The sequence below is a fragment of the Streptomyces deserti genome, assembly GCF_054782695.1.
Genome location: NZ_BAAGRZ010000011.1, coordinates 114,843 through 139,480, shown reverse-complemented (window position 1 = coordinate 139,480; position 24,638 = coordinate 114,843). Strand labels below are relative to the sequence as shown.

The following is a 24,638-nucleotide window of genomic DNA, read 5'->3' as shown; positions in this document are numbered from 1 at the left end:
AGACGCCCCGGCCCGACCGGACGGCCGGATGGCCGACAGGCCAGATGGTCGAGGGGCCGGGTGGAGCGGTGAAGGAGGGGGACGATGGAGCGACTGGGAACGGGCATCGGGTGGCGGCCGGAGATCGCGGACGCCGTGGAGCGCATGCCGGGGGTCGACTGGGTCGAGGTCGTGGCCGAGAACGTCTGCCCCGGGCATCTGCCCGAGTCGCTGGAGCGGCTGCGCGGGCGCGGGGTGACCGTCGTGCCGCACGGCGTCTCGCTCGGCCTCGGCGGCGCCGACCGGCCCGACGAAGGCCGACTGACCTCGCTGGCCGAGCGGGCTCAGGCGCTGGGGTCGCCGCTGGTCACCGAGCACATCGCGTTCGTCCGGGCGGGCGGTGCGCTGACCGCGTCCGGGCGTCTGGAGGCGGGCCATCTGCTGCCCGTGCCGCGCACGCGGGACGCGCTCGACGTGCTGTGCGAGAACGTGCGCATCGCGCAGGACGCGCTGCCCGTGCCGCTCGCCGTCGAGAACATCGCCGCGCTCCTCGCCTGGCCGGGCGAGGAGATGACCGAGGGGCAGTTCCTGTACGAGCTGGCCGACCGGACCGGGGTGCGGCTCCTCATCGACGTGGCGAACCTGCACACCAACCACGTCAACCGCGGCGAGGATCCCGCCAAGGCGCTGGCCGAACTGCCCCTGGAGGCCATCGCGTACGTCCATGTCGCGGGCGGCTTCGAACGCGACGGCGTCTGGCACGACAGCCACGCCCATCCCGTGCCCGCCCCGGTCCTCGACATCCTCACCGACCTCGCGTCCCGGGTCGCTCCGCCGGGAGTACTACTGGAACGCGACGAGAACTTCCACGAACCGGCTGACCTGGAGCGGGAGTTGGAGGCGATTCGCGGGGCCGTACGGAAAGGCCGGACATCGGCTGCGCCGCCCGCCGTCCCCCCGACAACCGCCCGGGACGCCGACGAGCACCCCGCCGACACCGAGCCCGCCCGGCAGCGCCTCGCGCTCGCGCAGACCGCGCTGCTGTCCGCGCTCGTCGCCGGGACGCCGGTGCCGGAGGGCTTCGACCGGGTGCGGGTGGGCGTGCAGGCGCGGGCGCTCGCCGGGAAGCGGGCGGACGTCGTGGCGAAGGTCGCACCGGAGCTGCCGGCGATCCTCGGGAACGGGGACCAGGGCTACCGGGCCGCGTACCTCACCTACGCGCAGCGGCACCCGATGACCGGCGGATACCGGCAGGACGCGCTGGACTTCGCCGAGTGGTTGCTGACGGACGGACAGCTGAACGAGGCGCGGGCACGACGCGAGCTGCGCGAGTGGTGGCTGGAACGCTCGGGCCCGACGCCACGCTCGGGGCGACCGACCGTACGCCTGGCCCGCACGGCGCGGAGGGTGTTGCTGCGGCGTTGAGGGGGGTGGGCCTGCGGGGTGGTTGGTGCTGGGGTGGCCGGGCAGGGCAGGACAGGTCGCGCAATCCGGGCGGCGCCGGCGGAGTGCCGCCCGCACCCTCGCAGCGGCCCGTGCCGCCCCAGTCGGCATGCCCGCCTGCGGAGTGCGCCGAGCGTGCCTCGCCTACGCCACGCCCAGCTCCCCCGCCAGTCGGCCCCCCGACCCCCGTCCACCCCGGAGTGTGCCGGGATTAACACCCCAACCGCGCATAGACAGCACCACGTCCGGTTCGGTCTGCCAAATCCCCGTATGTCGTCCACTCAAGCTCCCCCATTCGCCCGCAGTGACCAGGTTTCAACCCTTCAGTGTCGTAGGGCAGTTGGCGTAGACCCCGCAGTAATATGCCAATCCCGCACCCGAAGCGCACTAGCGTGCGGTGCCGCAACAGGAGGCACCATGCGACCGCGACACCCCATCAAGGGCAGAGGCATATTCAGTGGCACCGGGCTCATCATCACGGGCCTGGCGGCGACGCTCGCCGCGCTGCTCTTCCCGATCTGGTCGTACGCCGACCGGTCGGGGACGGGAGTGGACGTACTGAACGCCCAGACCGTGTCGACGCGTTACGGGCCGCTGTCCGCGCTCGACCGGGACTTCGTCGCCAAGGTCCGGCTGGCCGGGCTGTGGGAGCTGCCGGCCGGGCAGCAGGCGCAGGTGAAGGGGACGACCCCGGCCGTGCGGACGGCGGGGCGGCACCTCATCGAGGGGCACACGTTTCTGGACGAGCGCGTGCGGGATGTCGCCGCACGGCTCGGGCTCGAACTGCCCAACGAGCCGAGCGACCAGCAGAAGGAGTGGCTGGGGATCCTCAACACCTCGCAGGGCGTGGACTACGACCGGCAGTTCGCCAACCTCCTGCGGCTGGCACACGGCAAGGTCTTCTCGGTCGTCGCCCAGGTACGCGCGAGCACCCGCAACTCCCTGGTGCGCGACCTCGCCGACGACGCGAACACCACCGTGCTGGACCACATCAAGGTGCTGGAGGCCACCGGGTACGTCGACTTCGACGCGCTGGCCCGGGAGATGGCAGCCGGGAGCACAGCTCCGGCCACCCCCTCGCCCGCCCCGCCGGGCCCGGTCTCCGATCCGGCCCCGGCGATCCCGGTGACACCGTCACCGTCGCCGAGTTACCCGCTCCCGCCGCCCGCCTCCAGCCCGCCGCCGCGCGAGTTCGAGGACTCCTGATCCCTGCCCCCGGGACGGCAAGCGGAACGTCACATACCGACAACACTCCGTCCGCATCGTGAACGAGGCATGGTGTTTCCGTGCCCGTGTCACATACAAACAACTCATGTTCTGGGTCCTTCTTCTGCTGCTGGCCTGGGCCGTCGCCGGCACGGCGGGTACGCGGCTGTGCCTGGCCGCCGTACGCGCGGCGGCCGCGGACTCCCACGACGCGACCACGGGACGGGGACGTGAACTGACGCTGTACGAGGCCGCCTTCCTGTGCGGCGGGCCGCGGCGCGTCGCCGACGTCACCCTCGTCTCCATGGCCCGCCAGCGCCGGCTGCTGCTCGCCCACACCGGCTGGGCCACGGTCGTCGACCCGCGCGGCCGGGACGAGATGGAGCGGTCGGTGATAGGGGCGATCGGGCCGGAGGGGCAGTCCCGTATCGCGCCGGTGCGGGCCGCCGCCGCGGCGGCGGACGCGGTGGGCGGTATCGCCGACCGACTGGTCAGCGCGGGACTCGCCGTGCCCGACGGGACCCATACGACGGTCGCCGCCGGGGTCCGCCAGGTGCGGCTCGCGGCGGTGACGGTGCTCGCGCTGGGCACGGTCGCCCTGCTGATGCCCGCCCCGCCGGACATGCCGCGCCATCTGGTCGCCCTGTGGTTCGCGCTGCCGCTCGCCCTGACGCTGAGCTGCCTGGCCATCGCGCGGATCGAGGTCCACCCGTACTCGCGCTGGGCCTCCCCCGCCGGTCAGCGGCTGCTCGGCGCGCTCGCCCGGCACGCCGACGGCGCCGGTGACGACCGTACGTACCTCACGTCCGTCGCCGTACGCGGCATCCGCGCGGTCGGCGAACCGGACCTGCGGGCCGCCTTCGCGCACCGCAAGACGCAGCGGGAGACGTACGGCGAGACGTACGGCGAGGCGCACGACTGACAGGCCGGGGGCCCACAGGGGCATCGGCGCCGACACCGGCAGTCGATGCCTGCCTGTCCCGACAGCCGACCTGGAGGCGTATCTGCCGGAGGGCCGCCTTCGGGTGCGGCGCGCGGCGTGCGCGCCGCACCCGGAACCGAGGCCGAAGGCCCCGGGCAAACCCAGGGCCGGACAGTCCGCCCGCTGATCACCCGCTGATCAGGCGAGCCCGGCGACCAGCTCGGCGATGTCCTTGCGGCGCCCGGTGAAGAACGGCACCTCCTCGCGGACGTGCCTGCGGGCCTCCGAACCGCGCAGGTGACGCATGAGGTCGACGATGCGGTACAGCTCGTCGGCCTCGAAAGCCAGGATCCACTCGTAGTCGCCGAGGGAGAACGAGGCGACCGTGTTGGCGCGCACGTCCGGGAAGCCGCGGGCCATCTTGCCGTGGTCGGCGAGCATGCGGCGGCGATCCTCGTCCGGCAGCAGGTACCAGTCGTACGACCGCACGAAGGGGTAGACGCTGACGTAGTCGCGGGGCGTCTCGTCGGCGAGGAACGCCGGGATGTGCGAGCGGTTGAACTCGGCGGGGCGGTGCAGCGCCATGTTCGACCACACCGGAGTCAGGGCACGCCCCAGCCTGGTGCGGCGGAAGAGGTTGTACGCCTCCTGGAGCTGGTCGCTGGTCTCGGCGTGCCACCAGATCATGAGGTCGGCGTCCGCGCGCAGACCCGACACGTCGTACGTGCCGCGGATCGTCACGTCCTTGGCGGCGAGCTGGTCGAACAGCTCCTGGACCTCGTCGGCGTACCCCGTGCGGTCCTCGGGCAGTACGTCCTTCAGCTTGAAGACGGACCAGAGCGTGTAGCGGATGACCTCGTTGAGGTCCTTGGCCAGCTTGCCCTTGTTCGGGATCCGGTCGGGGGCGGTGGTGGGGGCGTCGTCACTCATGGTCCTCATTCTCCTGCTCCGCCGTGCAGACTCTGCACCGGGTGGGCGGTGAGCTCCTGCACACCGCGCAGGTCACCGTGGATCTGGTCGACGGCGGCGTACGCGCTCGCGACGCAGGCGGGGATGCCGACGCCGTCGTACACCGCGCCGCACACCGCCAGCCCCGGCAGCTTGGCGACGTGCTCGCGGATGCGGGCCACGCGCGCGTGGTGGCCGACGAGGTACTGGGGCAGGCCGTCGGTCCAGCGGGTGACCCGGGTGGCGACGGGGGTGACGTCCAGGCCGGTCGCCGCCTTCAGGTCGTGCCGGGAGACGTCGACGAGCTCGGCGTCGTCCCGCTGGAGGATCTCCGTCTCGCCGTACCGCCCGACGGAGGTGCGCAGGACGACCAGGTCCGGGTTCTCCTCGGCGATCCAGCCCCACTTCTGGGAGGCGAAGGTGGACGCCTTGATGGTGCGCCCGTCGACGGGCGGCACCAGGAAGCCGCTGCCCTCGGGGAGGGCGGTCTCGGCGCGGCGGTAGGCGAGGGTGACCAGCGCCATGGAGGCGTACTCGACGGCCGCCAGCTCGGCTGCCGCGGCGGGCGCCTCGGGCTTCAGCAACCCGGCGGCGACGGGCGCGGGGACGGCGACGATCACGGCGTCGGCGTACAGCTCCCGGCCCCCGGCGACCACCCGCCAGGCGGCGTGCGGCTGGGCCGCCGGGGGGTGTTCCGTGGATCGGCCGCTTCCCTGTACCGACGCGTCCGCCACCCCGTGCCCCGGCTCCGCGCCCGCTGCCGGCTCGGCGCCGCCCTGCCCCGGCGGTCCCACCCTGCGCAGCTCCGTCACCGGCGCGCCGGTCAGGATCTCACCGCCGCGTGCCCGCACGGACTGCGCCACCGCGAGCGGGAGGGTGCCGACCCCGCCCTCGACGCCCATGAACACCGGCCCGGTCTGCTGGGCGGTGGCCGTCTTGGCCTGGATCGCGCGGACCGCCTCCGTCAGAGAGGTGTGGGTCCGGGCGGCCTGGAAGAGGTGCGGGACCGCCGAGCGCATCGAGATGCGGTACGCGTCGCCCGCGTACACCCCGCCCAGCAGCGGCTCCACCAGGCGGTCGACGACCTCGCGGCCGAGTCGCGCCGCCACGTACTCCCCCACCGCTACATCGTCGCCGACCTCCGTGCGGGGCAGCTCGGCGTCGCGCTCGATGCGGGCCAGGCCCTCGTCGGACAGGACACCGGAGAGGGCGGACGCGGTGCCGGGGACGCCCATCACATGGCCCTTGGGCATGGGGCGCAGCGCGCCGCGGGTCCAGATCGAGGCCGTCGCGGTCGCCGGGGGCCGGAGGCGGTCGGCGAGGCCGGCCTCGCGGGCCAGGGCCACCGCCTCGGGGCGGCGGGCCAGCATGGACTCGGCGCCGAGGTCGACGCGCACGCCCGCGATCTCGCCGGGCAGCAGCTTGCCGCCGACCCGGTCCGAGGCCTCCAGCACGGTCACCCGCGCACCGCGCTGCAGCAGCCGGTGCGCCGCGGCCAGTCCCGCGATGCCCGCCCCGATGACGACGACATGCCCGCCGCCCGTACGTGATCCGCTCATGGCTCCACCTTCTCAGACGCCACTGACCGTCACGCGAGGGCCGTGTGGCCCCGCCGAGTCCCGACCGTGACCTGTTCGGGACCGTTCCGCGCCAACGTCCGGCACCCCTGCGGCGTCGAAGAAGCGTCAGTCGTCACGAGACCCTCGGGGGATGCCCACATGCGCACACGACGATCCGTACACCCCGCCCAGGCCCTGGCCGGAATCCTGCTGGCCGCGGCCCTCACGCTCACCGGGTGCACCGGCGCGGACGACACCGCCGCCGGGGGCAGTGCCGCCGACAAGGCGGCCTCGCGGGCGGACGGCCGGGAGGGTGCCCCCGGCGGCTACGCGGACGGTGACGCGAGCGGCACCGAGGCGAGCGCCCCGCCCAAGGTCACCGCGAGCCACATCATCCGCACCGCCTCGCTGACCGTGCAGGTCGAGGACGTCCCGAAGGCCCTGGACAAGGCCCGCGCGACCACCGAGAGCGCGGGCGGCTACGTCGGCGACGAGACCACCACCCGCGACGAGGACGGCCACGAGCACACCCGGGTCGTGCTGCGCGTGCCCGTCGACCGGTACGAGGAGGTCCTCGCCGACCTGGAGGGCGCCGGCAAGCTCATCGAGCGCAGCGCGAAGGCGCGAGACGTCACCGACCAGGTCGTCGACGTGGAGAGCCGTATCAAGTCACAGCGCGCGAGCGTGGCCCGGATCCGGGCGCTCATGGACCAGGCCACCAAGCTCAGCGACGTGGTGACGCTGGAGGGCGAGCTGAGCTCCCGTCAGGCCGACCTGGAGGCGCTGCTCGCCCAGCAGGCGTCCCTGAAGGACCGCACGAGCCTGGCCACCATCACCCTCTCCCTGTCCGAGACGCCGGTGAAGAAGGCCGCGAAGGACGACGACGGCCCGGGGTTCGTGGACGCGCTGGCGGGCGGCTGGGACGCGTTCGTGACGATGCTGCGCTGGCTTGCGGTGGCGGTCGGCGCGGTGCTGCCGTTCGCCGCCGTGGCGGCCCTGATCGTGCTGCTGTGGCTGCGGGTCGTACGTCCCCGGCTGCCCCGCCGCGCGCAGCCCGCACCGGCCATGAGTGCGCGGGGCCCACTGCCGACGGCCCGCCCCGCGCCGGACTCCGCGAGCTCCCCGCAGCCCGGGGAGCGGGACTGACAGGACTGACAGGACTGACAGGACTGACAGGACTGACAGGACTGAAATGCCCTGTCCGCGTAGCGTGTTCGCATGAGCATGAGCCGTACGCGCAGTGGGCGGGAACGACTGGTCGTGATCGGCGGCGACGCCGCGGGGATGTCCGCGGCGTCGCAGGCGCGCCGTCTGAAGGGCCCCGACGAGCTGGAGATCGTGGCGTTCGAACGCGGCCACTTCACCTCCTACTCGGCGTGCGGGATCCCGTACTGGGTCGGCGGCGACGTCCCCGAACGAGACCAGCTGATCGCGCGCACGCCCGAGGAGCACCGGGCACGGGACATCGACGTGCGGCTGCGCACCGAGGTCACGGAGATCGACGTCGCCGGGCAGCGGGTACGCGCGCGTGACGTGGATTCCGGCGCCGATTCCTGGACGCCGTACGACAAGCTCGTGATCGCGACCGGCGCCCGACCTATCCGCCCGGACATGCCCGGCGTGGACTCCCCCGGGGTCCACGGGGTGCAGACCCTGGACGACGGCCAGGCCCTGCTCGACACGCTCACGCGCACGCGTGGCCGCCGGGCCGTGGTCGTCGGCGCCGGCTACATCGGCGTGGAGATGGCCGAGGCACTCATCAACCGCGGCTACGAGGTGACGGTCGTCAACCGCGGCGAGGAGCCCATGGCGACCCTGGACCCGGACATGGGCCGCCTGGTGCACGAGGCCATGGAGGGCATGGGCATCACCATGGTCGACGACGCCGAGGTCACCAAGGTCCTCACCGGTGACGACGGCCGGGTGCGGGCGGTGGCCACGGACGACGCCGAGTTCCCGGCGGACGTCGTCGTCCTCGGCATCGGCGTACGCCCCGAGACGACCCTCGCCAGGGCGGCCGGGCTGCCCCTGGGCGCGCACGAGGGTCTGCTCACGGACCGCTCGATGCGGGTGCGCGGCCACGAGAACATCTGGGCCGGCGGCGACTGCGTCGAGGTCCTCGACCTGGTCTCCGGCCAGGAGCGGCACATCGCCCTCGGCACGCACGCCAACAAGCACGGGCAGGTCATCGGCACCAACGTCGGCGGCGGTTACGCCACCTTCCCCGGCGTGGTCGGCACGGCGGTCAGCAAGGTCTGCGACCTGGAGATCGCCCGCACCGGCCTGCGCGAGAAGGACGCGCGACGCGTCGGCCTGCGGTTCGTGACGGTCACCATCGAGTCGACCAGCCGCGCGGGCTACTACCCGAACGCCTCCCCCATGACGGTGAAGATGCTCGCCGAACACCGCACGGGGCGGCTGCTCGGTGTCCAGATCGTCGGCCGGGAGGGCGCGGGCAAACGGGTGGACATCGCGGCGGTCGCCCTCACGGCCGGGATGACGGTGGAGGAGATGACGTCCCTGGACCTCGGGTACGCCCCACCGTTCTCGCCGGTGTGGGATCCGGTGCTGGTGGCGGCCCGCAAAGCGGCGGCGAAGGTGCGCGAGGGCGCCTTGTGACCCGCCCCTGTGGCACGTCCCTACGCCGTCCCGGTGATCCGGTCGATGGCCTGCCGCGCCTGCTCGGCCGGCGGCCGCGACGGCAGGGACGACACCGACGCCGCGGCGCTCACAGCGGGCGGCTGCTCCCCCGCCGGCTTCGCGTGCGCGGCGACCCGCGCGGACCGCAGCCGATGACTCACCGCCTCGTCCAGCGTCACCGGCCGCTGCATCTGGGCAGCGAGCCGCCCGGCCTCCTGGCCGAGCCGGGCGACGTCCTCCCAGGGGAGCCGCACCACCAGGTTCAGTTCGGCCTCGCCGTCGGGCAGAGCGTGCATCGGAGGAGTAAATCGGTCGTTCATCGCCTGTTCCTCACGTCGGCCCCGCGGCCCCTTCCCCGTGCCGCGGGCGGTTGAGGACACATACGCACGCACACCCGGCCGCGTTCACGCGGTGCGCGGAGTTCACCGATTCGCCGATCCCGTCCCGGGCACAAGTGTGATGTGGTGATCCCCGTCCATGACGTGAACCCGGTGCGGCACACCCCCTGGGTGACGTACGCCCTGCTCGCCGCGAACTTCTTCGTGTTCCTGTCCACGCCCGGCATCGCCGGTTCCGTGGCGGGCGAGAGCAGTCTGGCCCAGCTGTGCCATCTGCAGGCGTTCCTGGACCAGTACGCGGTGGTGCCGCGCGAGCTGATCCACCATCAGATGCCGCGGCTGGTGCCCACGGGCGACATCGGGGTGGGGCCGCAGGGCCCGGGGTGCGTCGTCGGCCCGCCGGACTACGCAAAGTCCCCGGAGCTGAGCGTCCTGACGGCGATGTTCCTGCACGGCAGCTGGCTGCACCTGCTGGGCAACATGCTCTTCCTGTGGATCTTCGGCAACAACATCGAGGACCGCATGGGCCACCTCCGCTTCGCGCTGTTCTACGCCGTCTGCGGCTACGCGGCGTCGTACGGCTTCGCGCTCCTCAACGCCGACTCGGGCGAGCCGCTGATCGGCGCCTCCGGGGCGATCGCCGGGGTCCTGGGCGCCTACCTGGTGCTGTATCCGAAGGCCCGTGTCTGGGTGCTCGTACCGTTCCTGATCTTCCTGCCGCTGCGGCTGCAGGCCTGGATCGTGCTCGGGCTGTGGTTCGTGCTCCAGGCCGTGTACTCCTCCGGGGAGGGCGTCGCCGACGCCGGCACCGTGGCGTACGCGGCGCACATCGTCGGCTTCGTCGCCGGCATGCTGATCGCCTGGCCGCTCAGGCCCGGCACGCCGCCCCCGCCGGAGCCGCGCGGCCTGCTGTTCGGCAGGCGGGCGCGCCCCCGGCACACCTGGTGAGCGCCCCTCAGCCGGCCGTCTGCGTGTGGACGTACTCCACGAGTCGGGTCAGCGCGTCCGGGTCGGTGGACGGCAGCACGCCGTGGCCGAGGTTGAAGACGTGGCCCTCCAGGCCGGCCGCCGCGGCCAGGACCTCGCGGGTCTTGGCCTCGACCGCCTCCCGGTTGGAGAACATCACGGTGGGGTCGAGGTTGCCCTGGAGCGCCTTGCCGGGGCCGACGCGGCGGGCGGCCTCGTCCAGCGGGACGCGCCAGTCGACGCCGACGACGTCCGCGCCGGCCTCGCCCATGAGCTTCAGCAGCTCGCCGGTACCGACACCGAAGTGGATGCGCGGCACCCCGTATGAGGCGACCGCCTCGAAGACCTTGCGCGACGCCGGCATCACCGAGCGCCGGTAGTCCACCGGGGCCAGCGCCCCGACCCAGGAGTCGAACAGCTGGACCGCCGAGGCGCCCGCCTCGATCTGGACCTTCAGGAACGCCGCCGTGATGTCCGCGAGACGGTCGAGCAGGTCGGCCCACAGCTCGGGGTCGCCGTACATCATCGCCTTGGCGTTCTCGTACGTGCGGGACGGTCCGCCCTCCACGAGGTAGCTCGCGAGGGTGAACGGGGCGCCCGCGAAACCGATGAGCGGGGTGCCGCCGAGCTCACGGGTCAGCAGGCCGATCGCCTCGGTGACGTACGAGACGTCCTCGGGGGCCAGGTCGCGCAGCCGGTCGAGGTCCGCGCGGGTGCGGATCGGGTTCTCGACGACCGGGCCGACGCCGGGCTTGATGTCCAGGTCGATGCCGATGGCCTTGAGCGGGACGACGATGTCGCTGAAGTAGATCGCCGCGTCCACGTTGTGGCGGCGCACCGGCTGGAGCGTGATCTCGCAGACCAGCTCGGGCCGCATGCAGGATTCCAGCATCGGAATGCCCTCGCGCACCTTGCGGTACTCCGGCAGGGAGCGCCCGGCCTGCCGCATGAACCACACCGGCGTGTGCGGCACCGGTTCGCGCCTGCACGCCTTCAGGAAGGCTGAATCCTTGACCGCGTCGGACGTCGCGGCCGGCTGCTTGCCCGAGGGGCTTCCGTTGGCACTCACGACGGCAAGTGTCCCACGGCGGCCGGCGCGGCTCGGCCCGGGTGCGGGGTGCCGCGTGGGCCGCCCCGGGTGTCTTGCCCTGCGCGAGCCCCCCGTTCCCCTTAATCTTCCCCGCATGGCTGCGGCTCAGGGACGACTGTCGGACGGCGCTGGCGGAATGGACGAACCCAAGGACACCGAGGAAGACCCCCGGGAGGGGGGCAGCACCCCGCTGCCCTTCCGGGCCGCCGTCGACGCGCTCAGGGCGGCGCGGCTGCGGCCCCAGATCGAGGTGGAGCCGACGCGCCCGCCGCAGCGTCTCGCCCCGTACGCGTACGCGCTGGAGGCCGCGGTCGTCGACGGCGAGCAGGACCTCGCCGACGGCCGCCTGGTGCTGCTGTACGACCCGGCCGGGCACGAAGCCTGGCAGGGCACGTTCCGGCTGGTGACGCTGGTGCGCGCCGAGCTGGAGCCGGAGATGGCCGCGGACCCGCTGCTGCCCGACGTGTGCTGGTCGTGGCTGACCGGCGCGCTCCAGGCGCGCGGGCTGACGTACGGCGAGCCGAGCGGCACCGTCACGCGCGCGAGTTCCCACTACTTCGGCGGGCTGTCCGCGCGCCCGGCGGCCTCGCAGATCGAGATCCGCGCGTCCTGGACGCCCCGTGAGGGCCTCGGCGGGGTCCCGGACACGGCCGCGCACCTGGCCGCCTGGGGCGATCTGCTCGCCCAGGTCGCGGGTCTGCCGCCGGCCGGCCCCGGGGAGGCGTCGGTGGTGACCCTGCCGCAGCGCAGGGGCCCGCAGCCACGCTGAGATCCTCCAGCGCGCTCCAGGGTCACTCACCGTCACGATCGAAACCGTCACTTTGTCGATACGGCCACTTTCGAGCGCGTATCGACATGATCCGAAACCGTTCGATCTTCGAATGATCGATCGCATGTCCGAATTGCACGGATTGTTACTCACCAGATCGTGATCATTCCCTAAAGGACGCCGGGTTTGGTGCCGAAGACGACTGTGACCTTGAAAGCACGGTTCGTCCCGGCTTCACCCCCACGAGCCGGCCCCGTCCCGCACCCCAGGAGGCCTGGTGTCCGTTCTCCTCGAGCAGCCCGCAAGCCTGGTCGCCTACCGCCCGAACAAGCCGACCGCCATGGTGGTCGTGGCCGACCCGCGCGTCCGCTCCACCGTCACCCGTCATCTCTGGGCGCTCGGTGTGCGCGATGTCATCGAAGCCTCGTCCATCGCGGAGGCTCGTCCCCGCATCGGCAACCCCCGCGACATCTGCGTCGCCGACGTCCACCTGCCGGATGGCTCCGGCCTCACCCTCCTGTCCGAGACCCGCGCCGCGGGCTGGCCCAACGGGCTCGCCCTGTCCGCCGCCGACGACATCGGCGCCGTGCGCAACGCCCTGGCGGGCGGCGTGAAGGGCTACGTCGTCACCGGCACCCGCACCAACGTCGGGCTCCCCACCCGGCCGGGTGCCGCTCCCATCGGCGCCGCCGCCGCACGTCTGCACCGCCGCCCCCCGGGTGCTCCGAGCCACCCGGGCGGCTACCGCGAGCTGTCCGGCCGCGAGGTCGAGGTGCTGCGGCTGGTGGCGGAGGGCCAGTCGAACAAGGCGATCGGCGTCTCCATGGGCCTGTCCGCGCTGACCGTCAAGAGCCACCTCGCCCGCATCGCCCGCAAGCTGGGCACCGGCGACCGCGCCGGGATGGTCGCGGTGGCCCTGCGGACCGGCATCATCCACTGAATCCGCACGACCCACCCCGTCGCACCACCTCCTCCCCACCCTGCCCCCGACATCCCCACTGTTCGCTGACGTGAACGGGACCGGCGCTGGTCCCGGCTCACGTCCCGCACGGCTCGTGAACCCGGGACGTCACCGACCTGACTGGTTTACGACCCCACGGCGCCCGCCGACGGAACGTTCCGTCGGCGGGCGCCGTCGCTGCACGGATACTCTTGACATGTGACCGACGCCCATGAAACCGCAGCAGACAGTTCACTGCGAACCACCGGAGGCGCCCCTCCGGACGACGACGGATCTTCTGCTACGGAGGCGCCGATCCCTTTGCTCGAACCCCGTGACGGCATTCCGCCCGTGATCGCGGACGAGGCCGCTCTCGCCGAGGTGATCGCCGCCTTCGCCGCGGGCTCCGGCCCCGTCGCCGTCGACGCGGAGCGCGCCTCCGGCTACCGATACGGCCAGCGCGCCTATCTGGTCCAGCTGCGCCGCGAGGGCGCCGGGACCGCGCTGATCGACCCCGTGGCCTGCCCCGACCTGACCGCCCTCGGCGAGGCGCTGTCCGGCGTGGAGTGGGTGCTGCACGCGGCCACCCAGGACCTGCCCTGCCTGCGGGAGATAGGCATGGTGCCCGCCCGCCTCTTCGACACCGAGCTGGCCGGGCGGCTCGCCGGGTTCCCCCGGGTCGGCCTCGGCGCGATGGTCGAGGGCGTCCTCGGCTTCGTCCTCGAGAAGGGCCACTCGGCCGTCGACTGGTCGACCCGTCCGCTGCCCGAGCCCTGGCTGCGGTACGCGGCCCTCGACGTCGAGCTGCTCGTCGACCTGCGGGACGCCCTGGAGAAGGAGCTGGACCGGCAGGGCAAGCTGGAGTGGGCCCGCCAGGAGTTCGACGCCATCGCCTCGGCTCCGCCGCCGGAGCCCCGCAAGGATCCATGGCGCCGTACGTCCGGCATGCACAAGGTACGGCGACGCCGGCAGCTGGCCGTCGTACGCGAGATGTGGCAGACGCGGGACCGGATCGCGCAGCGGCGGGACGTCTCGCCGGGCAAGGTCCTGTCGGACGCGGCCATCGTGGAGGCCGCGCTCGCCATGCCGGCCAGCGTGCACGCCCTGGCCGCCGTGAACGGCTTCGGGCATCGGATGGGGCGGCGGCAGCTGGAGCAGTGGCAGGCGGCGGTCGATCGGGCCAAGGCGCTGTCGGACTCGCAGTTGCCGCAGCCCGGGCAGCCGGTGATCGGGCCACCGCCGCCGCGGGCGTGGGCCGACAAGGATCCGGCGGCCGCGGCGCGGCTGTCGGCGGCCCGGACGGCGGTGTCGGCGTTGGCCGAGGAGCTCAACATGCCGCAGGAGAATCTGATCACCCCGGACACGGTGCGGCGGCTCTGCTGGGAGCCGCCGAAATCGCTTGACGCCGAGTCCGTGGGTGCCGCGCTGGCCGGTTGGGGTGCGCGGCCGTGGCAGGTCGAGCTGGTGACGCCTGTGCTGCTGGCCGCGCTGGCCGTGAAGGGTGCCTAGCCGCCGTAGGACTCTTCGCCGTACGGCGGCTGCGGGTTTCCTGTGGTTGCTCGTGCCCCTTCAGGGGCTGGTCACCTCGTGGCCCCCTTCATGAAGCCGTTGTAGATGTACCGCTGCAGGCACAGGAAGACGATCAGGGTCGGCAGGATCACCAGGACCGCTCCTGCCGAGATCGTTTCCCAGTGGGCGCCGAAGGGGCCCTTGAAGCGGAACAGGGACGTCGAGATCACGCCAAGATCCTGGGACGGCATGTAGAGGAACGGGATGTAGAAGTCGTTGTAGACGGTGATGCCCTTCACGATCACCACTGTCGCGATCGCCGGTTTGAGAAGCGGGAAGATGATCTTGCGGTAGATCGTGAAGGCGCCCGCGCCGTCCAGACGGGCCGACTCGTCCAGGGAGACCGGGATCGACCGTACGAACTGCAGGAAGATGTAGATCGAGACGATGTCGGTGCCCATGTAGAGCGCGATCGGCGCCCACAGGCTGTCGAACATGCCGAAGCTGTTGACGATCTGGAAGGTCGCCACCTGGGTCGTCACCCCGGGGACGAGGGCGGCGACGAGGAAGAGGGCGACGACCAGTTTCCGGAAGCGGAACGTGAAGCGGTCGATCGCGTACGCCGTCATCGAGCCGATGAGGACGGTGCCTCCGATGGCCACGAGCAGGATGATCGCCGTGTTGCCGAACGCCGACAGCATCCGGCCGTCCTGGAATGCCGTCACGTAGTTGCCGAAGTTGAGCGGGTCGTCCGGGAGCGTGAGGGCTCCGTCGCCCCTCGCCATCTCCTCCTCCGTCTTGAGGGAGGTCAGGAAGACGGCGGCGAGCGGCAGCAGGACGACCAGCGTCGCGGCGATCAGCGACAGGTACACGAGGGTGCGGGCAACGGCTCGGCGTGTCATACGAGGTCCACCCTGTCGTCGGGGACGAGCCGGCGTTGCAGCCAGGTCACCGCCAGGATGATCAGCAGCAGGACGACGGCGGCGGCCGAGGCGAGGCCCGTCTTGTTGAACTGGAAGGCCAGCTTCACGGTCTGGATCACGAAGGTCTCGGTGCCGGTCGCCCCGCCGGTCATGATGTACGGGATCTCGAAGGCCGAGAGGGAGCCCGAGATGGAGAGGATCACGGTCAGGGTCAGGACCGGCTTGATCCCCGGGGCGATGATGTGGCGGAACTGGTGCCAGCGGTTCGCGCCGTCCAGTTCGGCCGCCTCGTACAGCTCTCCCGGGATGGACTGGATCGCGCCCAGGAAGAGGACGAAGTTCAGGCCCAGATAGCGCCAGACGGACACGCCGGCCAGTGAGGTGTTCGCGGAGAACGGGGTGCCCAGCCAGGCGTGGTCGGTGTGGTGGCCGAACAGGCCCAGCACCGAGTCGAGGGTGCCGCCGTCCTGGAAGAAGTAGAGGAAGACGAAACCGATCGCCACCCCGTTGATCAGGTACGGGAAGAACAGCACGCCCTTGAAGAAGTTCCGGAAGCGGACGTTGAAGCTCAGGATCGTCGCGAAGTAGAGCGCGGCGGCGATCTGGAGGACGGAAGCGGCGAGGTAGTAGGCGCTGACGAAGAACACCTCGAAGAGGTCCTCGCGGGTGAAGATCTCGGCGTAGTTCTCGGCGCCCGTGTAGGTCAGTTCGGGGCTCACGCCGTCCCAGTCGGTGAAGCTGTACGCGACCATGTTGGCGATCGGCGCGTAGGTGAAGGTGATCAGCAGGGCGAGGGGGGCGAGCAGGAACAGCCAGGGGGTCACGATCCGCCACGCACGCGCCCGGCGCGGGGCGGGGGCGGCGACCACCGGGGCCGGAGCCGTCGCCGCGGGCGCCGCCTTCTCGGTGGTGTCCGTCATCAGGACCCCAGGGTCGCTTGCGTCTCGGTCCACTTCTCGGCGAGGTCGTCGAGGAAGTCCTCCAGGCTGCCCTTGCGGGCGCCGCGGGCGAGGTCGACGAGGTCCTGGCGGTAGTCGGGCTTGTAGATGCCGACCTCCGACTGGTTGTCGATCCGCTTGAGCTTCGCGCCCGCCGCGTCGTCCAGCTCGATGATCTTCACGCCGGCGTCCTCGTAGGGCTGGAGGACGTCGGGGAGCGGGGCGTTCTTCAGCGGGGAGACGGCCAGGTTGTCCTCGACGTAGCCGGACTTGTCGGTGAACCAGTCGATCCAGGCGCGGGCCGCCGCCTTGTTCTTGGAGTGGATGTTGACGGCCTGGTTGTAGTCGGGCTGGACGACCGCACAGAACTGCCCGTTCGTCTGGGAGGGGAAGGGCATGAACCCGATGTCGTCGGGGTTGGTGCCGGCCTTCCTCGCGGCGTCCTGGAACTGGATGATCGCCCAGGTGCCGAGCCACTGCGTGGCGATCTCGCCCCTGGCCATCCGGGGCTTGGACTCCTCCCAGTTGGTGGTCGTCGGGTCCTTCTCGGCGAGCCCCTGCTCGACGATGTCGTACAGCAGCGTGTCGCCGACGCGCAGGTCGCCGTCCTCGCCCCAGGGGTTGCCCTCGGCGAGTTGGGTCGTGGCCCTGGTGTCGCAGCGGACCGCGCCGCGGACGTCCGTCCACTGGGTCAGCGGCCACCCGGCGGCGAAGTTGGTGTAGTACGGGACCGCGTCGGTCTTGTCCTTGACGGCCTTCAGGGCGGTGAGGAACTCGGCCGGGGTGGTGGGCCATTCGGTGACGCCGGCCTGCCGCCAGACCTTCTTGTTGTAGAGGAAGCCGGGCATCACGCCGATCGGGCTCTGTCCGTAGACCTTGCCGTCGACCGTGCTGTAGTCGGTGAACCGGTACTTCTTGCTGCGTTCGGCCTGGGTGCCCAGGGAGGCGAAGAACTTCGGGTAGTCGTCCTTCTCGATGACCGCGGGGATCAGCAGGACGTCGCCGTAGTTCTCCGTGTTCATACGGATCTTGACCTCGGCCTCGTAGTTGGTGAGGGCCTGGAACTCGACCTTGACCTCGGGATAGGTCTTGTTGAACTCGGCGGCGTACTTGTCCATCGTGCCGTTCTGCACGAGGTCGGTCCGCTGGGTGAGGACCGTGATGGTCCCGCTCACCTTCGACGGGTCGTCGGGCGCCTCGGCCTCCGCGCCCTTCGAGGTGCCTGAGGTACCGGTGCAGCCGGCGGCCAGAAGCGCTGCTCCCATGGCGAGGGACAGGACGGTACGGCGGTTCATGTGCATCAGCTCCGTTCTCGGGAGGGACGGACGAGCACGTACGGGATGGCTGATTCGGCACTCTGACAGCGCTTTCTCAACCGGTACAGTCCCATTCCCGCCAACGATGCGAGATCGGCGCTCAGTCATCAACTGGACCGGTTTAGGGAGTGCGCATGCTGGAGGCCACACCGCTCACCGACGGATGGATGCTGTGGCACGAGGGGGACGCGCTCCCGGCCGTGGTGCCGGGCTGCGTGCACACGGACCTGATGGCGGCGGGGGTGATCCCGGACCCGTTCCTCGGGCGCAACGAGGCCGAGGTGGCGTGGGTGGGCCGGCGGGACTGGACGTACGAGAGGGAGTTGCGGGCCGGGTCGCGGCACGAGCAGACCGACCTCGTCTTCGACGGGCTCGACACCGCCGCCGAGATCCTGCTCGACGGGCGGCCGCTGGGCCGGGTGCGGAACATGCACCGGTCGTACCGGATCGATGTGACGGGGCTTCAGGGGCGGCTCGCGGTGCGGTTCGCCTCCGCGTACGCCGAGGCGGAGGCCGTACGCGGACGGCTCGGCGAGCGGCCCGCCGCCTACGCCGAGCCCTACCAGTACATCCGCAAGATGGCCTGCTCCTTCGGCTGGGACTGGGGGCCGACGCTGGTGACGGCCGGGATCTGGCGGCCGGTGCGCCTGGAACACTGGTCGACGGCCCGGATCGCCCGGGTGCGTCCGCTTGTCACCGTCGAACGGGGCATGGGTGTCGTCGAGTTGGCCGTCGACGTGGAGCGGACGCGGGTCGAGGCGCCGCTCGCCGTAGAGGCGACGGTCGGCGGGGTGCGGGCCCGCGCGGGGATCGACGGGACGCGGGGGGTCGTACGGATCGAGGTGCCTGACGCCGAGCTGTGGTGGCCGCGCGGCTACGGTGAACAGCCCCTGTACGACGCGGAGTTGAGGCTACTGCACGGCGACGGCGAGGCCCTGGACGTGTGGCGGCGGCGCATCGGCTTCCGCAGCGTCGAGCTGGACACGTCGGCCGACGCGCACGGCTCCGGGTTCAGCCTCGTCGTCAACGGCGAGCGTCTCTTCGCGCGCGGCGTCAACTGGATCCCGGACGACGTCTTCCCGTCCCGGATCACCCGCGAGCGCTACCGGGAGCGGCTGCGGCAGGCCGCCGACGCGGGCGTGGATCTCGTACGGATCTGGGGCGGCGGGATCTACGAGAGCGAGGACTTCTACGACGCCTGCGACGAACTGGGCCTGCTGGTCTGGCAGGACTTCCCGTTCGCGTGCGCGGCCTACCCGGAGGAGCAGCCGCTGCGCGGCGAGGTGGAGGCCGAGGCGCGGGAGAACGTCGTACGGCTGATGCCGCATCCCTCGCTGGTGCTGTGGAACGGCAACAACGAGAACCTGTGGGGCTTTCGTGACTGGGACTGGGAGCGGCGGCTGGCCGGGGACTCCTGGGGCGAGGGGTACTACCTGGGGGTCCTGCCGCGGGTGGTAGCGGAGCTGGATCCGACGCGGCCGTACACGGCGGGCAGTCCGTGGTCCGGGTCCTGGCGCCACCACCCGAACGAGCCGGCGCACGGCACGCACCACTCGTGGGACGTGTGGAACCGGGCGGACTACGCCGACTACCGGCTGAGTGTGCCGCGGTTCGTGGCCGAGTTCGGCTGGCAGGCGCCGCCCGCGTACGCCACGCTGCGGCGCGCCCTGCCCGGCGAGGAGCTCGCACCCGACTCCCCCGGCATGCTGCACCACCAGAAGGCGGACGACGGCAACGGCAAGCTGGAGCGCGGGCTCGCCCGGCACTTCGCCGTGCCTGAGAAGGACTTCGACCGCTGGCACTACCTGACGCAGGTCAACCAGGCGCGGGCCGTGGCCGCGGGCATCGAGCACTGGAGGTCGCACTGGCCGGTGTGCGCCGGCACGGTGGTCTGGCAGCTCAACGACTGCTGGCCGGTGACCTCGTGGGCGGCGATCGACGGGGACGGGCGGGAGAAGCCGCTGTATCACGAGCTGAGGCGGCTGTATGCCGACCGGTTGCTGACGGTCCGTCAGAGTGACGGTGGGCTGGTGCTGGCCGCCGTCAACCAGTCGGCCGAGGCCTGGCGCGGCACGCTGACCCTGCGCCGGATGTCCGTCGAGGGCGCGGTGCGCGGGGAGACGAGGGTGAGCCTGGACGCGGCTGCCCGGGCCGTCGCCGAGGTGCCCGTCCCCGGCGAGCTGACGCCCGCCCGGCCGGAGGAGTTCCTGGTCGCCGACGCGGACGGGCTGCGCGCGCTGTACTTCCCGGCGCCGGACCGCGAGATCCCCTACCCCCGGCCGGAGTTCGACGTGGCGCTGGTGCCCGGCCGGATCACGGTGACGGCCCGCACCCTCGTACGGGACCTGCTGCTCCAGGCCGACCGGCTGGACCCGGCCGCGCGGGCCGACCGGGGGCTGGTCACGCTGCTGCCCGGCGAGCAGGTGACCATCGGGGTGCGGGGCTGGAAGACTCCGGACGCAGCCCTCGCCCGGTCCGCCCTGTACTGCGTGGAGCCCGCCTGATGTCATCGACGCCCACCTCTCGCGTCACCATCAAGGACGTCGCCGCACGCGCCGGCGTGTCCAAGGGTGCCGTCTCGCTCGCCTTCAACCGCCGGCCCGGTCTGTCGGAGGCCACCCGGGACCGGATCTTCCGGGCGGCGCGGGAGCTGGGCTGGGAGCCGAGCCTGACCGCCCGGTCGCTGGCCGGCTCGCGCGTGGACGTGGTGGGGCTGGCGATCTGCCGGCCCGCCCGGCTGCTCGGGCTCGAGCCCTTCTACATGGAGTTCATCTCGGGCGTGGAGAGCGTCCTGGCCGAGCGCTCCTGCTCGCTGCTGCTGCGGCTCGTACGGAATCTGGAGGAGGAGGCCGGGCTGCTGGAGTCGTGGTGGCGGGGGCGGCAGATCGGCGGGTCGATCCTCGTCGACTTCCGGGCGGACGATCCACGGGTGGCGCTGGCCGAGCGGCTCGGGCTGCCGGTGGTCGCCGTGGGGCACCCCTCACTGACCGGCGGCCTCACCTCCGTGTGGACGGACGACGCCACCGCCGTGACGGAGGCGGTGCGGTACCTGGCCGCGCTCGGGCACCGGCGGATCGCCCGGGTCGGCGGCGCGGCGGCCCTCGGGCACACCGTGATCCGCACGGCCGCGTTCGACGAGGCGGCCCGGGCGCTGCGGCTGGCCGGGGCCTGGCAGGTGGCGACCGACTTCTCCGGCGAGGGGGGCGCGCGGGCCACGCGCTCCCTGCTGAGCGCCGCGCCGCCGGACCGGCCGACGGCGATCGTGTACGACAACGACATCATGGCGGTGGCGGGGCTGTCGGTGGCGGCCGAGATGGGGCTGCGCGTCCCGGACGACGTGTCGCTCCTCGCCTGGGACGACTCCCAGCTGTGCCGGCTGACCCATCCGACGCTGTCCGCGATGAGCCATGACGTGCACGGCTTCGGCGCGGAGGTGGCGCGGACGCTGTTCGGGGTGATCACGGGCGAGGGTCCGGGCTCGCATCCGGTAGCGACGCCGGTGCTGACGCCGAGGGGTTCGACGGCACCTCCGAAGGTGTGACCTTCACCGCTTGGGGCGGGGGGACTGGGCAGCTACGTTACCCACAAGTAGCATGGGCCTGAGCGCGCGCTCAGCGCATCGCAGCAGTGCCATCCCGCAATGGAGGAGAGCCATCGTGCCTCGTACCGTCAGGGACGTCGTCTTCGTCGACGGCGTCCGCACCCCGTTCGGCAAGGCGGGCCCGAAGGGCATCTACCACGAGACCCGCGCCGACGACCTTGTCGTGAAGGCGATCCGGGAGCTGCTGCGCCGCAACCCCGGTCTCGACCCGCAGAAGATCGACGAGGTCGCCATCGCCGCGACCACGCAGATCGGTGACCAGGGCCTGACCATCGGCCGCACGGCGGGCATCCTCGCCGGTCTCCCCCAGTCCGTCCCGGGCTACTCGATCGACCGCATGTGCGCGGGCGCTCTGACCGCCGTCACCACGGTGTCCGGCTCCATCGCCTTCGGCGCGTACGACGTCGCCATCGCGGGCGGTGTCGAGCACATGGGCCGCCACCCGATGGGCGAGGGCGTCGACCCGAACCCGCGGTTCGTGAGCGAGAAGCTGGTCGACGAGTCCGCCCTGTTCATGGGCATGACCGCCGAGAACCTGCACGACCGCTACCCGCACATCACCAAGCTGCGCGCCGACGAGTACGCGGTGCGCTCCCAGGAGAAGGCCGCCAAGGCGTACGCCAACGGCAAGATCCAGGCCGACCTGGTGCCGATCTCCGTACGCCGGACGAACCCGGAGGGCGGCGAGACGGGCTGGGGCCTGGTCACCGCCGACGAGCCGATGCGCCCGGGCACCACGCTGGAGAACCTGGCGGGCCTGAAGACGCCGTTCCGCGTGCACGGCCGGGTCACCGCCGGTAACGCGGCCGGCCTGAACGACGGCGCCACCGCCTCGGTCATCGCCTCCGAGGAGTTCGCCCGCGAGCACGACCTGCCGGTCAAGATGCGCCTGGTCTCCTACGCCTTCGCGGGCGTGGAGCCCGAGGTCATGGGCTACGGCCCGATCCCGGCCACGGAGAAGGCCCTCGCCAAGGCGGGCCTGAACATCTCCGACATCGGCCTGTTCGAGATCAACGAGGCCTTCGCCGTCCAGGTCCTGGCCTTCCTCGACCACTACGGCATCGCCGACGACGACGAGCGCGTCAACCAGTACGGCGGCGCCATCGCCTTCGGCCACCCGCTGGCCTCCTCCGGCGTCCGCCTGATGACGCAGCTGGCCCGCCAGTTCGAGGAGCAGCCGCACGTCCGCTACGGCCTGACCACCATGTGCGTCGGCTTCGGCATGGGCGCGACGGTCATCTGGGAGAACCCGCACTTCGAGGGGGACAAGTGAGCACCACCGCCGAGCTTCTGAAGCAGGCTTCGGACCTGTTCCCGGACGAGGTCGTCACGCAGGCGCACGTACGCCACTTCGACCTCCCCCTGGGTGCCGGGCGCTTCGCGCTCATCACCCTCGACAACGGTCACGACCACACCAAGCCGACCACCTTCGGCCCGGCCTCGCTGGCGAACCTCAACGCCGCCATCGACCAGGTCGAGAAGGAGGCCGCGGACGGCGAGATCGTCGGCGCCGGCATCACCGGCAAGCCGTTCATCTTCGCGGTCGGCGCCGACCTCAAGGGCGTGGAGATCCTCAAGGAGTACGACCACGCGCTCGCCATCGGCAAGGGCGGCCACGAGGTCTTCAAGCGGCTGTCCAAGCTGGCCGTGCCGACCTTCGCGTACTACAACGGCGCCGCGATGGGCGGCGGTGTCGAGGTCGGCCTGCACTGCACGTACCGGACCGTCTCCGCGGCCGTGCCGGCGTTCTCCCTGCCCGAGGTGTTCCTGGGTCTGGTCCCGGGCTGGGGCGGCTGCACGCTGCTGCCGAACCTGATCGGCGCCGACAAGGCCGTGACGGTCGTCATCGAGAACAGCCTCAACCAGAACAAGCAGCTCAAGGGCAAGCAGGTCTACGAGCTCGGGATCGCCGACGCGCTCTTCGAGGGCGCCGACTTCCTGGAGCAGTCGCTGATCTGGACGGCGTCCGTCCTCAAGGGCGAGATCGTCGTCGACCGTCCGGTCATCGACCGCGGCGAGGGCTGGGACCAGGCCGTCCAGCGCGGCCGGTTCATCGCCGACTCCAAGGTGCACGGCGCGGCCCCGGCCGCCTACCGCGCCCTGGACATCATCGCCGCCGCCAAGAACGGCGACCTCCAGCAGGGCTACGACGCCGAGGACAAGGCGCTCGCCGACCTGATCATGGGCGGTGAACTGCGCGCCGGAATCTACGCGTTCAACCTGGTGCAGAAGCGCGGCAAGCGTCCCGCGGGGGCCCCGGACAAGAGCCTGGCCCGGCCGGTCACCAAGGTCGGTGTCGTCGGTGCCGGTCTGATGGCCAGCCAGCTCGCGCTGCTGTTCCTGCGCCGCCTGGAGGTGCCGGTCGTGCTGACCGACATCGACCAGGAGCGGATCGACAAGGGTGTGGGCTACGTCCACGCCGAGATCGACAAGCTGCTCGGCAAGGGCCGTATCAACCAGGACAAGGCCAACCGCCTCAAGGCGCTGGTGACCGGTGTCCTGGACAAGGCCGAGGGCTTCGCGGACGCCGACTTCATCATCGAAGCTGTCTTCGAGGAGATGGGCGTCAAGCAGCAGGTCTTCGCGGAGGTCGAGGCGGTCGCGCCCGAGCACGCGATCCTCGCCACCAACACCTCCTCGCTGTCGGTGTCGGAGATGGCCTCGAAGCTCAAGCACCCCGAGCGGGTCGTCGGCTTCCACTTCTTCAACCCGGTCGCCGTCCTGCCGCTGCTGGAGATCGTCCGCGGCGAGCAGACCGACGACGCCTCGCTGGCCACGGCGTTCGCCGTCGCCAAGAAGCTGAAGAAGACGGCGGTTCTGGTGAAGGACGCCCCGGCGTTCGTCGTGAACCGCATCCTGACCCGCTTCATGGGCGAGATCCAGAACGTCATCGACGAGGGCACCCCGGTCGAGGTGGCGGAGAAGGCGGTGGAGCCCCTGGGCCTGCCGATGTCTCCTCTCGTCCTCCTGGAGCTGGTCGGCCCGGCGATCGGCCTGCACGTCTCCGAGACGCTCAACAAGGCGTTCCCGGACCGCTTCAAGGTCTCCCCGAACCTCAAGGCGGTCGTCGAGGCGGGCAAGCGCGGCTTCTACGTCTACGACAGCGGCAAGCCCGAGCTGGACCCGGAGGTCGCCGCGCTGCTCAAGCAGGGCGACACGGTCCTCACCGAGGAGCAGGTGCGCGAGCGCGTCCTGGACGCGGTGGCGCAGGAGATCGGGCTCATGCTCGACGAGGGCGTCGTCGCCGAGCCGCAGGACATCGACCTCTGCCTGATCACGGGCGCCGGCTGGCCCTTCCACCTGGGCGGCATCACGCCGTACCTGGACCGCGAGGGTGTCTCCGAGCGTGTGAACGGCAAGAAGTTCCTGGCTCCGGGCGTGGCGAGCGTCCCGGCGTGACCGGGCCTCGCTGAAGATCCTCCCGCAGAGGGTGGGTCGCACGGTAACGATCCGTGCGACCCACCCTCTTTTGCCACACGGGCACCGATAGGATCTCCACACGATCTGACCACTTGTTTACACGGCTCTTCCGGTCTCGACTTCACGTCCGG

The 24,638-nt window shown here is 71.6% G+C and carries 20 protein-coding genes; 13 read left to right on the top strand and 7 right to left on the bottom strand.

The features are described from left to right. The first annotated feature begins 84 nt into the window (after positions 1 to 84). The 3 genes from ACYVMZ_RS20215 (at position 85) to ACYVMZ_RS20205 (ending at position 3,550) form a co-directional block, all read left to right on the top strand. A complete protein-coding gene (locus tag ACYVMZ_RS20215; RefSeq protein WP_461081563.1) occupies positions 85 to 1,404 on the top strand; it encodes an MbnB/TglH/ChrH family RiPP precursor modification enzyme in 1,320 nt (439 codons plus the stop codon). 435 nt (positions 1,405 to 1,839) lie between these two features. Next, positions 1,840 to 2,628 (top strand): DUF4142 domain-containing protein, encoded by a 789-nt coding sequence (locus ACYVMZ_RS20210; protein ID WP_461081561.1) that lies wholly within the window; start codon positions 1,840 to 1,842, stop codon positions 2,626 to 2,628. A 106-nt stretch (positions 2,629 to 2,734) separates the two neighbouring features. After that, the gene (locus ACYVMZ_RS20205) at positions 2,735 to 3,550 is read left to right on the top strand and encodes a TIGR04222 domain-containing membrane protein (RefSeq protein ID WP_461081559.1); all 816 of its coding nucleotides are present in this window, start codon (positions 2,735 to 2,737) and stop codon (positions 3,548 to 3,550) included. A 198-nt stretch (positions 3,551 to 3,748) separates the two neighbouring features. On the opposite strand, the gene hemQ is transcribed toward ACYVMZ_RS20205, so the two are convergent. Together hemQ and hemG are read right to left on the bottom strand one after the other, a co-directional pair. Next, complete coding sequence (gene hemQ / locus ACYVMZ_RS20200) at positions 3,749 to 4,480, bottom strand: hydrogen peroxide-dependent heme synthase (RefSeq protein ID WP_461081557.1); 732 nt, start codon at positions 4,478 to 4,480, stop codon at positions 3,749 to 3,751. Positions 4,481 to 4,485: 5 nt separating this feature from the next. After that, on the bottom strand, positions 4,486 to 6,057 hold the full coding sequence (hemG, locus tag ACYVMZ_RS20195; protein WP_461081555.1) for a protoporphyrinogen oxidase: 1,572 nt from the start codon (positions 6,055 to 6,057) through the stop codon (positions 4,486 to 4,488). 159 nt (positions 6,058 to 6,216) lie between these two features. Between hemG and ACYVMZ_RS20190 the strand changes: the two genes are divergently transcribed. Together ACYVMZ_RS20190 and ACYVMZ_RS20185 are read left to right on the top strand one after the other, a co-directional pair. Further along, positions 6,217 to 7,203, top strand: a complete 987-nt coding sequence (locus tag ACYVMZ_RS20190; protein ID WP_461081553.1) for a DUF4349 domain-containing protein — start codon at positions 6,217 to 6,219, stop codon at positions 7,201 to 7,203. 72 nt (positions 7,204 to 7,275) lie between these two features. Beyond that, complete coding sequence (locus ACYVMZ_RS20185) at positions 7,276 to 8,676, top strand: FAD-dependent oxidoreductase (protein ID WP_461081551.1); 1,401 nt, start codon at positions 7,276 to 7,278, stop codon at positions 8,674 to 8,676. A 20-nt stretch (positions 8,677 to 8,696) separates the two neighbouring features. Here ACYVMZ_RS20185 and ACYVMZ_RS20180 read toward each other — a convergent pair whose 3' ends face one another. Continuing rightward, positions 8,697 to 9,017 (bottom strand): hypothetical protein, encoded by a 321-nt coding sequence (locus ACYVMZ_RS20180; protein ID WP_461081549.1) that lies wholly within the window; start codon positions 9,015 to 9,017, stop codon positions 8,697 to 8,699. Positions 9,018 to 9,158: 141 nt separating this feature from the next. Between ACYVMZ_RS20180 and ACYVMZ_RS20175 the strand changes: the two genes are divergently transcribed. Continuing rightward, positions 9,159 to 9,983, top strand: a complete 825-nt coding sequence (locus ACYVMZ_RS20175; protein ID WP_461081547.1) for a rhomboid family intramembrane serine protease — start codon at positions 9,159 to 9,161, stop codon at positions 9,981 to 9,983. A 7-nt stretch (positions 9,984 to 9,990) separates the two neighbouring features. On the opposite strand, the gene hemE is transcribed toward ACYVMZ_RS20175, so the two are convergent. Next, on the bottom strand, positions 9,991 to 11,070 hold the full coding sequence (gene hemE / locus ACYVMZ_RS20170; RefSeq protein ID WP_461081545.1) for a uroporphyrinogen decarboxylase: 1,080 nt from the start codon (positions 11,068 to 11,070) through the stop codon (positions 9,991 to 9,993). Between the two features lie 115 nt (positions 11,071 to 11,185). Between hemE and ACYVMZ_RS20165 the strand changes: the two genes are divergently transcribed. The 3 genes from ACYVMZ_RS20165 to ACYVMZ_RS20155 all read left to right on the top strand — a co-directional run bounded on the left by ACYVMZ_RS20165 (position 11,186) and on the right by ACYVMZ_RS20155 (position 14,309). After that, a complete protein-coding gene (locus tag ACYVMZ_RS20165; protein ID WP_461081543.1) occupies positions 11,186 to 11,860 on the top strand; it encodes a DUF3000 domain-containing protein in 675 nt (224 codons plus the stop codon). Between the two features lie 277 nt (positions 11,861 to 12,137). Continuing rightward, positions 12,138 to 12,800, top strand: a complete 663-nt coding sequence (locus tag ACYVMZ_RS20160; protein ID WP_003993737.1) for a response regulator transcription factor — start codon at positions 12,138 to 12,140, stop codon at positions 12,798 to 12,800. A gap of 219 nt (positions 12,801 to 13,019) precedes the next feature. Continuing rightward, complete coding sequence (locus ACYVMZ_RS20155; RefSeq protein ID WP_461081540.1) at positions 13,020 to 14,309, top strand: ribonuclease D; 1,290 nt, start codon at positions 13,020 to 13,022, stop codon at positions 14,307 to 14,309. Positions 14,310 to 14,380: 71 nt separating this feature from the next. Here ACYVMZ_RS20155 and ACYVMZ_RS20150 read toward each other — a convergent pair whose 3' ends face one another. The 3 genes from ACYVMZ_RS20150 to ACYVMZ_RS20140 are packed head-to-tail and all read right to left on the bottom strand — an operon-like array spanning position 14,381 to position 17,465. After that, on the bottom strand, positions 14,381 to 15,211 hold the full coding sequence (locus tag ACYVMZ_RS20150) for a carbohydrate ABC transporter permease (RefSeq protein ID WP_461081538.1): 831 nt from the start codon (positions 15,209 to 15,211) through the stop codon (positions 14,381 to 14,383). Further along, on the bottom strand, positions 15,208 to 16,152 hold the full coding sequence (locus ACYVMZ_RS20145) for a carbohydrate ABC transporter permease (RefSeq protein ID WP_461081536.1): 945 nt from the start codon (positions 16,150 to 16,152) through the stop codon (positions 15,208 to 15,210). The genes ACYVMZ_RS20150 and ACYVMZ_RS20145 overlap by 4 nt, the downstream gene beginning before the upstream one ends. Then, positions 16,152 to 17,465 carry an ABC transporter substrate-binding protein gene (locus tag ACYVMZ_RS20140; RefSeq protein ID WP_461081534.1) on the bottom strand — a complete coding sequence of 438 codons (1,314 nt, stop codon included), beginning with the start codon at positions 17,463 to 17,465 and terminating at the stop codon, positions 16,152 to 16,154. Before ACYVMZ_RS20140 ends, ACYVMZ_RS20145 begins: the two co-directional genes overlap by 1 nt. Before the next feature lie 155 nt (positions 17,466 to 17,620). Here ACYVMZ_RS20140 and ACYVMZ_RS20135 point away from each other — a divergent pair, with 155 nt between their 5' ends. The 4 genes from ACYVMZ_RS20135 to ACYVMZ_RS20120 all read left to right on the top strand — a co-directional run bounded on the left by ACYVMZ_RS20135 (position 17,621) and on the right by ACYVMZ_RS20120 (position 24,486). Then, entirely contained in the window at positions 17,621 to 19,990 is a 2,370-nt protein-coding gene (locus ACYVMZ_RS20135; RefSeq protein ID WP_461081532.1) for a glycoside hydrolase family 2 protein, read from the top strand. Continuing rightward, the gene (locus ACYVMZ_RS20130; RefSeq protein ID WP_461081530.1) at positions 19,990 to 21,027 is read left to right on the top strand and encodes a LacI family DNA-binding transcriptional regulator; all 1,038 of its coding nucleotides are present in this window, start codon (positions 19,990 to 19,992) and stop codon (positions 21,025 to 21,027) included. The genes ACYVMZ_RS20135 and ACYVMZ_RS20130 overlap by 1 nt, the downstream gene beginning before the upstream one ends. Positions 21,028 to 21,142: 115 nt before the next feature. Continuing rightward, positions 21,143 to 22,360 carry a thiolase family protein gene (locus ACYVMZ_RS20125; protein ID WP_461081528.1) on the top strand — a complete coding sequence of 406 codons (1,218 nt, stop codon included), beginning with the start codon at positions 21,143 to 21,145 and terminating at the stop codon, positions 22,358 to 22,360. Further along, positions 22,357 to 24,486 (top strand): 3-hydroxyacyl-CoA dehydrogenase NAD-binding domain-containing protein, encoded by a 2,130-nt coding sequence (locus ACYVMZ_RS20120; RefSeq protein WP_461081526.1) that lies wholly within the window; start codon positions 22,357 to 22,359, stop codon positions 24,484 to 24,486. The genes ACYVMZ_RS20125 and ACYVMZ_RS20120 overlap by 4 nt, the downstream gene beginning before the upstream one ends. Positions 24,487 to 24,638: the final 152 nt, after the last annotated feature.

What these genes read in the sequence shown, in the direction of transcription:
- ACYVMZ_RS20215 (WP_461081563.1), top strand. Translation starts at nt 85, where the DNA reads ATGGAGCGACTGGGAACGGGCATCGGGTGGCGGCCGGAGATCGCGGAC.
- ACYVMZ_RS20210 (WP_461081561.1), top strand. Translation starts at nt 1,840, where the DNA reads ATGCGACCGCGACACCCCATCAAGGGCAGAGGCATATTCAGTGGCACC.
- ACYVMZ_RS20205 (WP_461081559.1), top strand. Translation starts at nt 2,735, where the DNA reads ATGTTCTGGGTCCTTCTTCTGCTGCTGGCCTGGGCCGTCGCCGGCACG.
- hemQ (WP_461081557.1), bottom strand. Translation starts at nt 4,480, where the DNA reads ATGAGTGACGACGCCCCCACCACCGCCCCCGACCGGATCCCGAACAAG.
- hemG (WP_461081555.1), bottom strand. Translation starts at nt 6,057, where the DNA reads ATGAGCGGATCACGTACGGGCGGCGGGCATGTCGTCGTCATCGGGGCG.
- ACYVMZ_RS20190 (WP_461081553.1), top strand. Translation starts at nt 6,217, where the DNA reads ATGCGCACACGACGATCCGTACACCCCGCCCAGGCCCTGGCCGGAATC.
- ACYVMZ_RS20185 (WP_461081551.1), top strand. Translation starts at nt 7,276, where the DNA reads ATGAGCATGAGCCGTACGCGCAGTGGGCGGGAACGACTGGTCGTGATC.
- ACYVMZ_RS20180 (WP_461081549.1), bottom strand. Translation starts at nt 9,017, where the DNA reads ATGAACGACCGATTTACTCCTCCGATGCACGCTCTGCCCGACGGCGAG.
- ACYVMZ_RS20165 (WP_461081543.1), top strand. Translation starts at nt 11,186, where the DNA reads ATGGCTGCGGCTCAGGGACGACTGTCGGACGGCGCTGGCGGAATGGAC.
- ACYVMZ_RS20150 (WP_461081538.1), bottom strand. Translation starts at nt 15,211, where the DNA reads ATGACACGCCGAGCCGTTGCCCGCACCCTCGTGTACCTGTCGCTGATC.
- ACYVMZ_RS20145 (WP_461081536.1), bottom strand. Translation starts at nt 16,152, where the DNA reads ATGACGGACACCACCGAGAAGGCGGCGCCCGCGGCGACGGCTCCGGCC.
- ACYVMZ_RS20140 (WP_461081534.1), bottom strand. Translation starts at nt 17,465, where the DNA reads ATGAACCGCCGTACCGTCCTGTCCCTCGCCATGGGAGCAGCGCTTCTG.
- ACYVMZ_RS20135 (WP_461081532.1), top strand. Translation starts at nt 17,621, where the DNA reads ATGCTGGAGGCCACACCGCTCACCGACGGATGGATGCTGTGGCACGAG.
- ACYVMZ_RS20130 (WP_461081530.1), top strand. Translation starts at nt 19,990, where the DNA reads ATGTCATCGACGCCCACCTCTCGCGTCACCATCAAGGACGTCGCCGCA.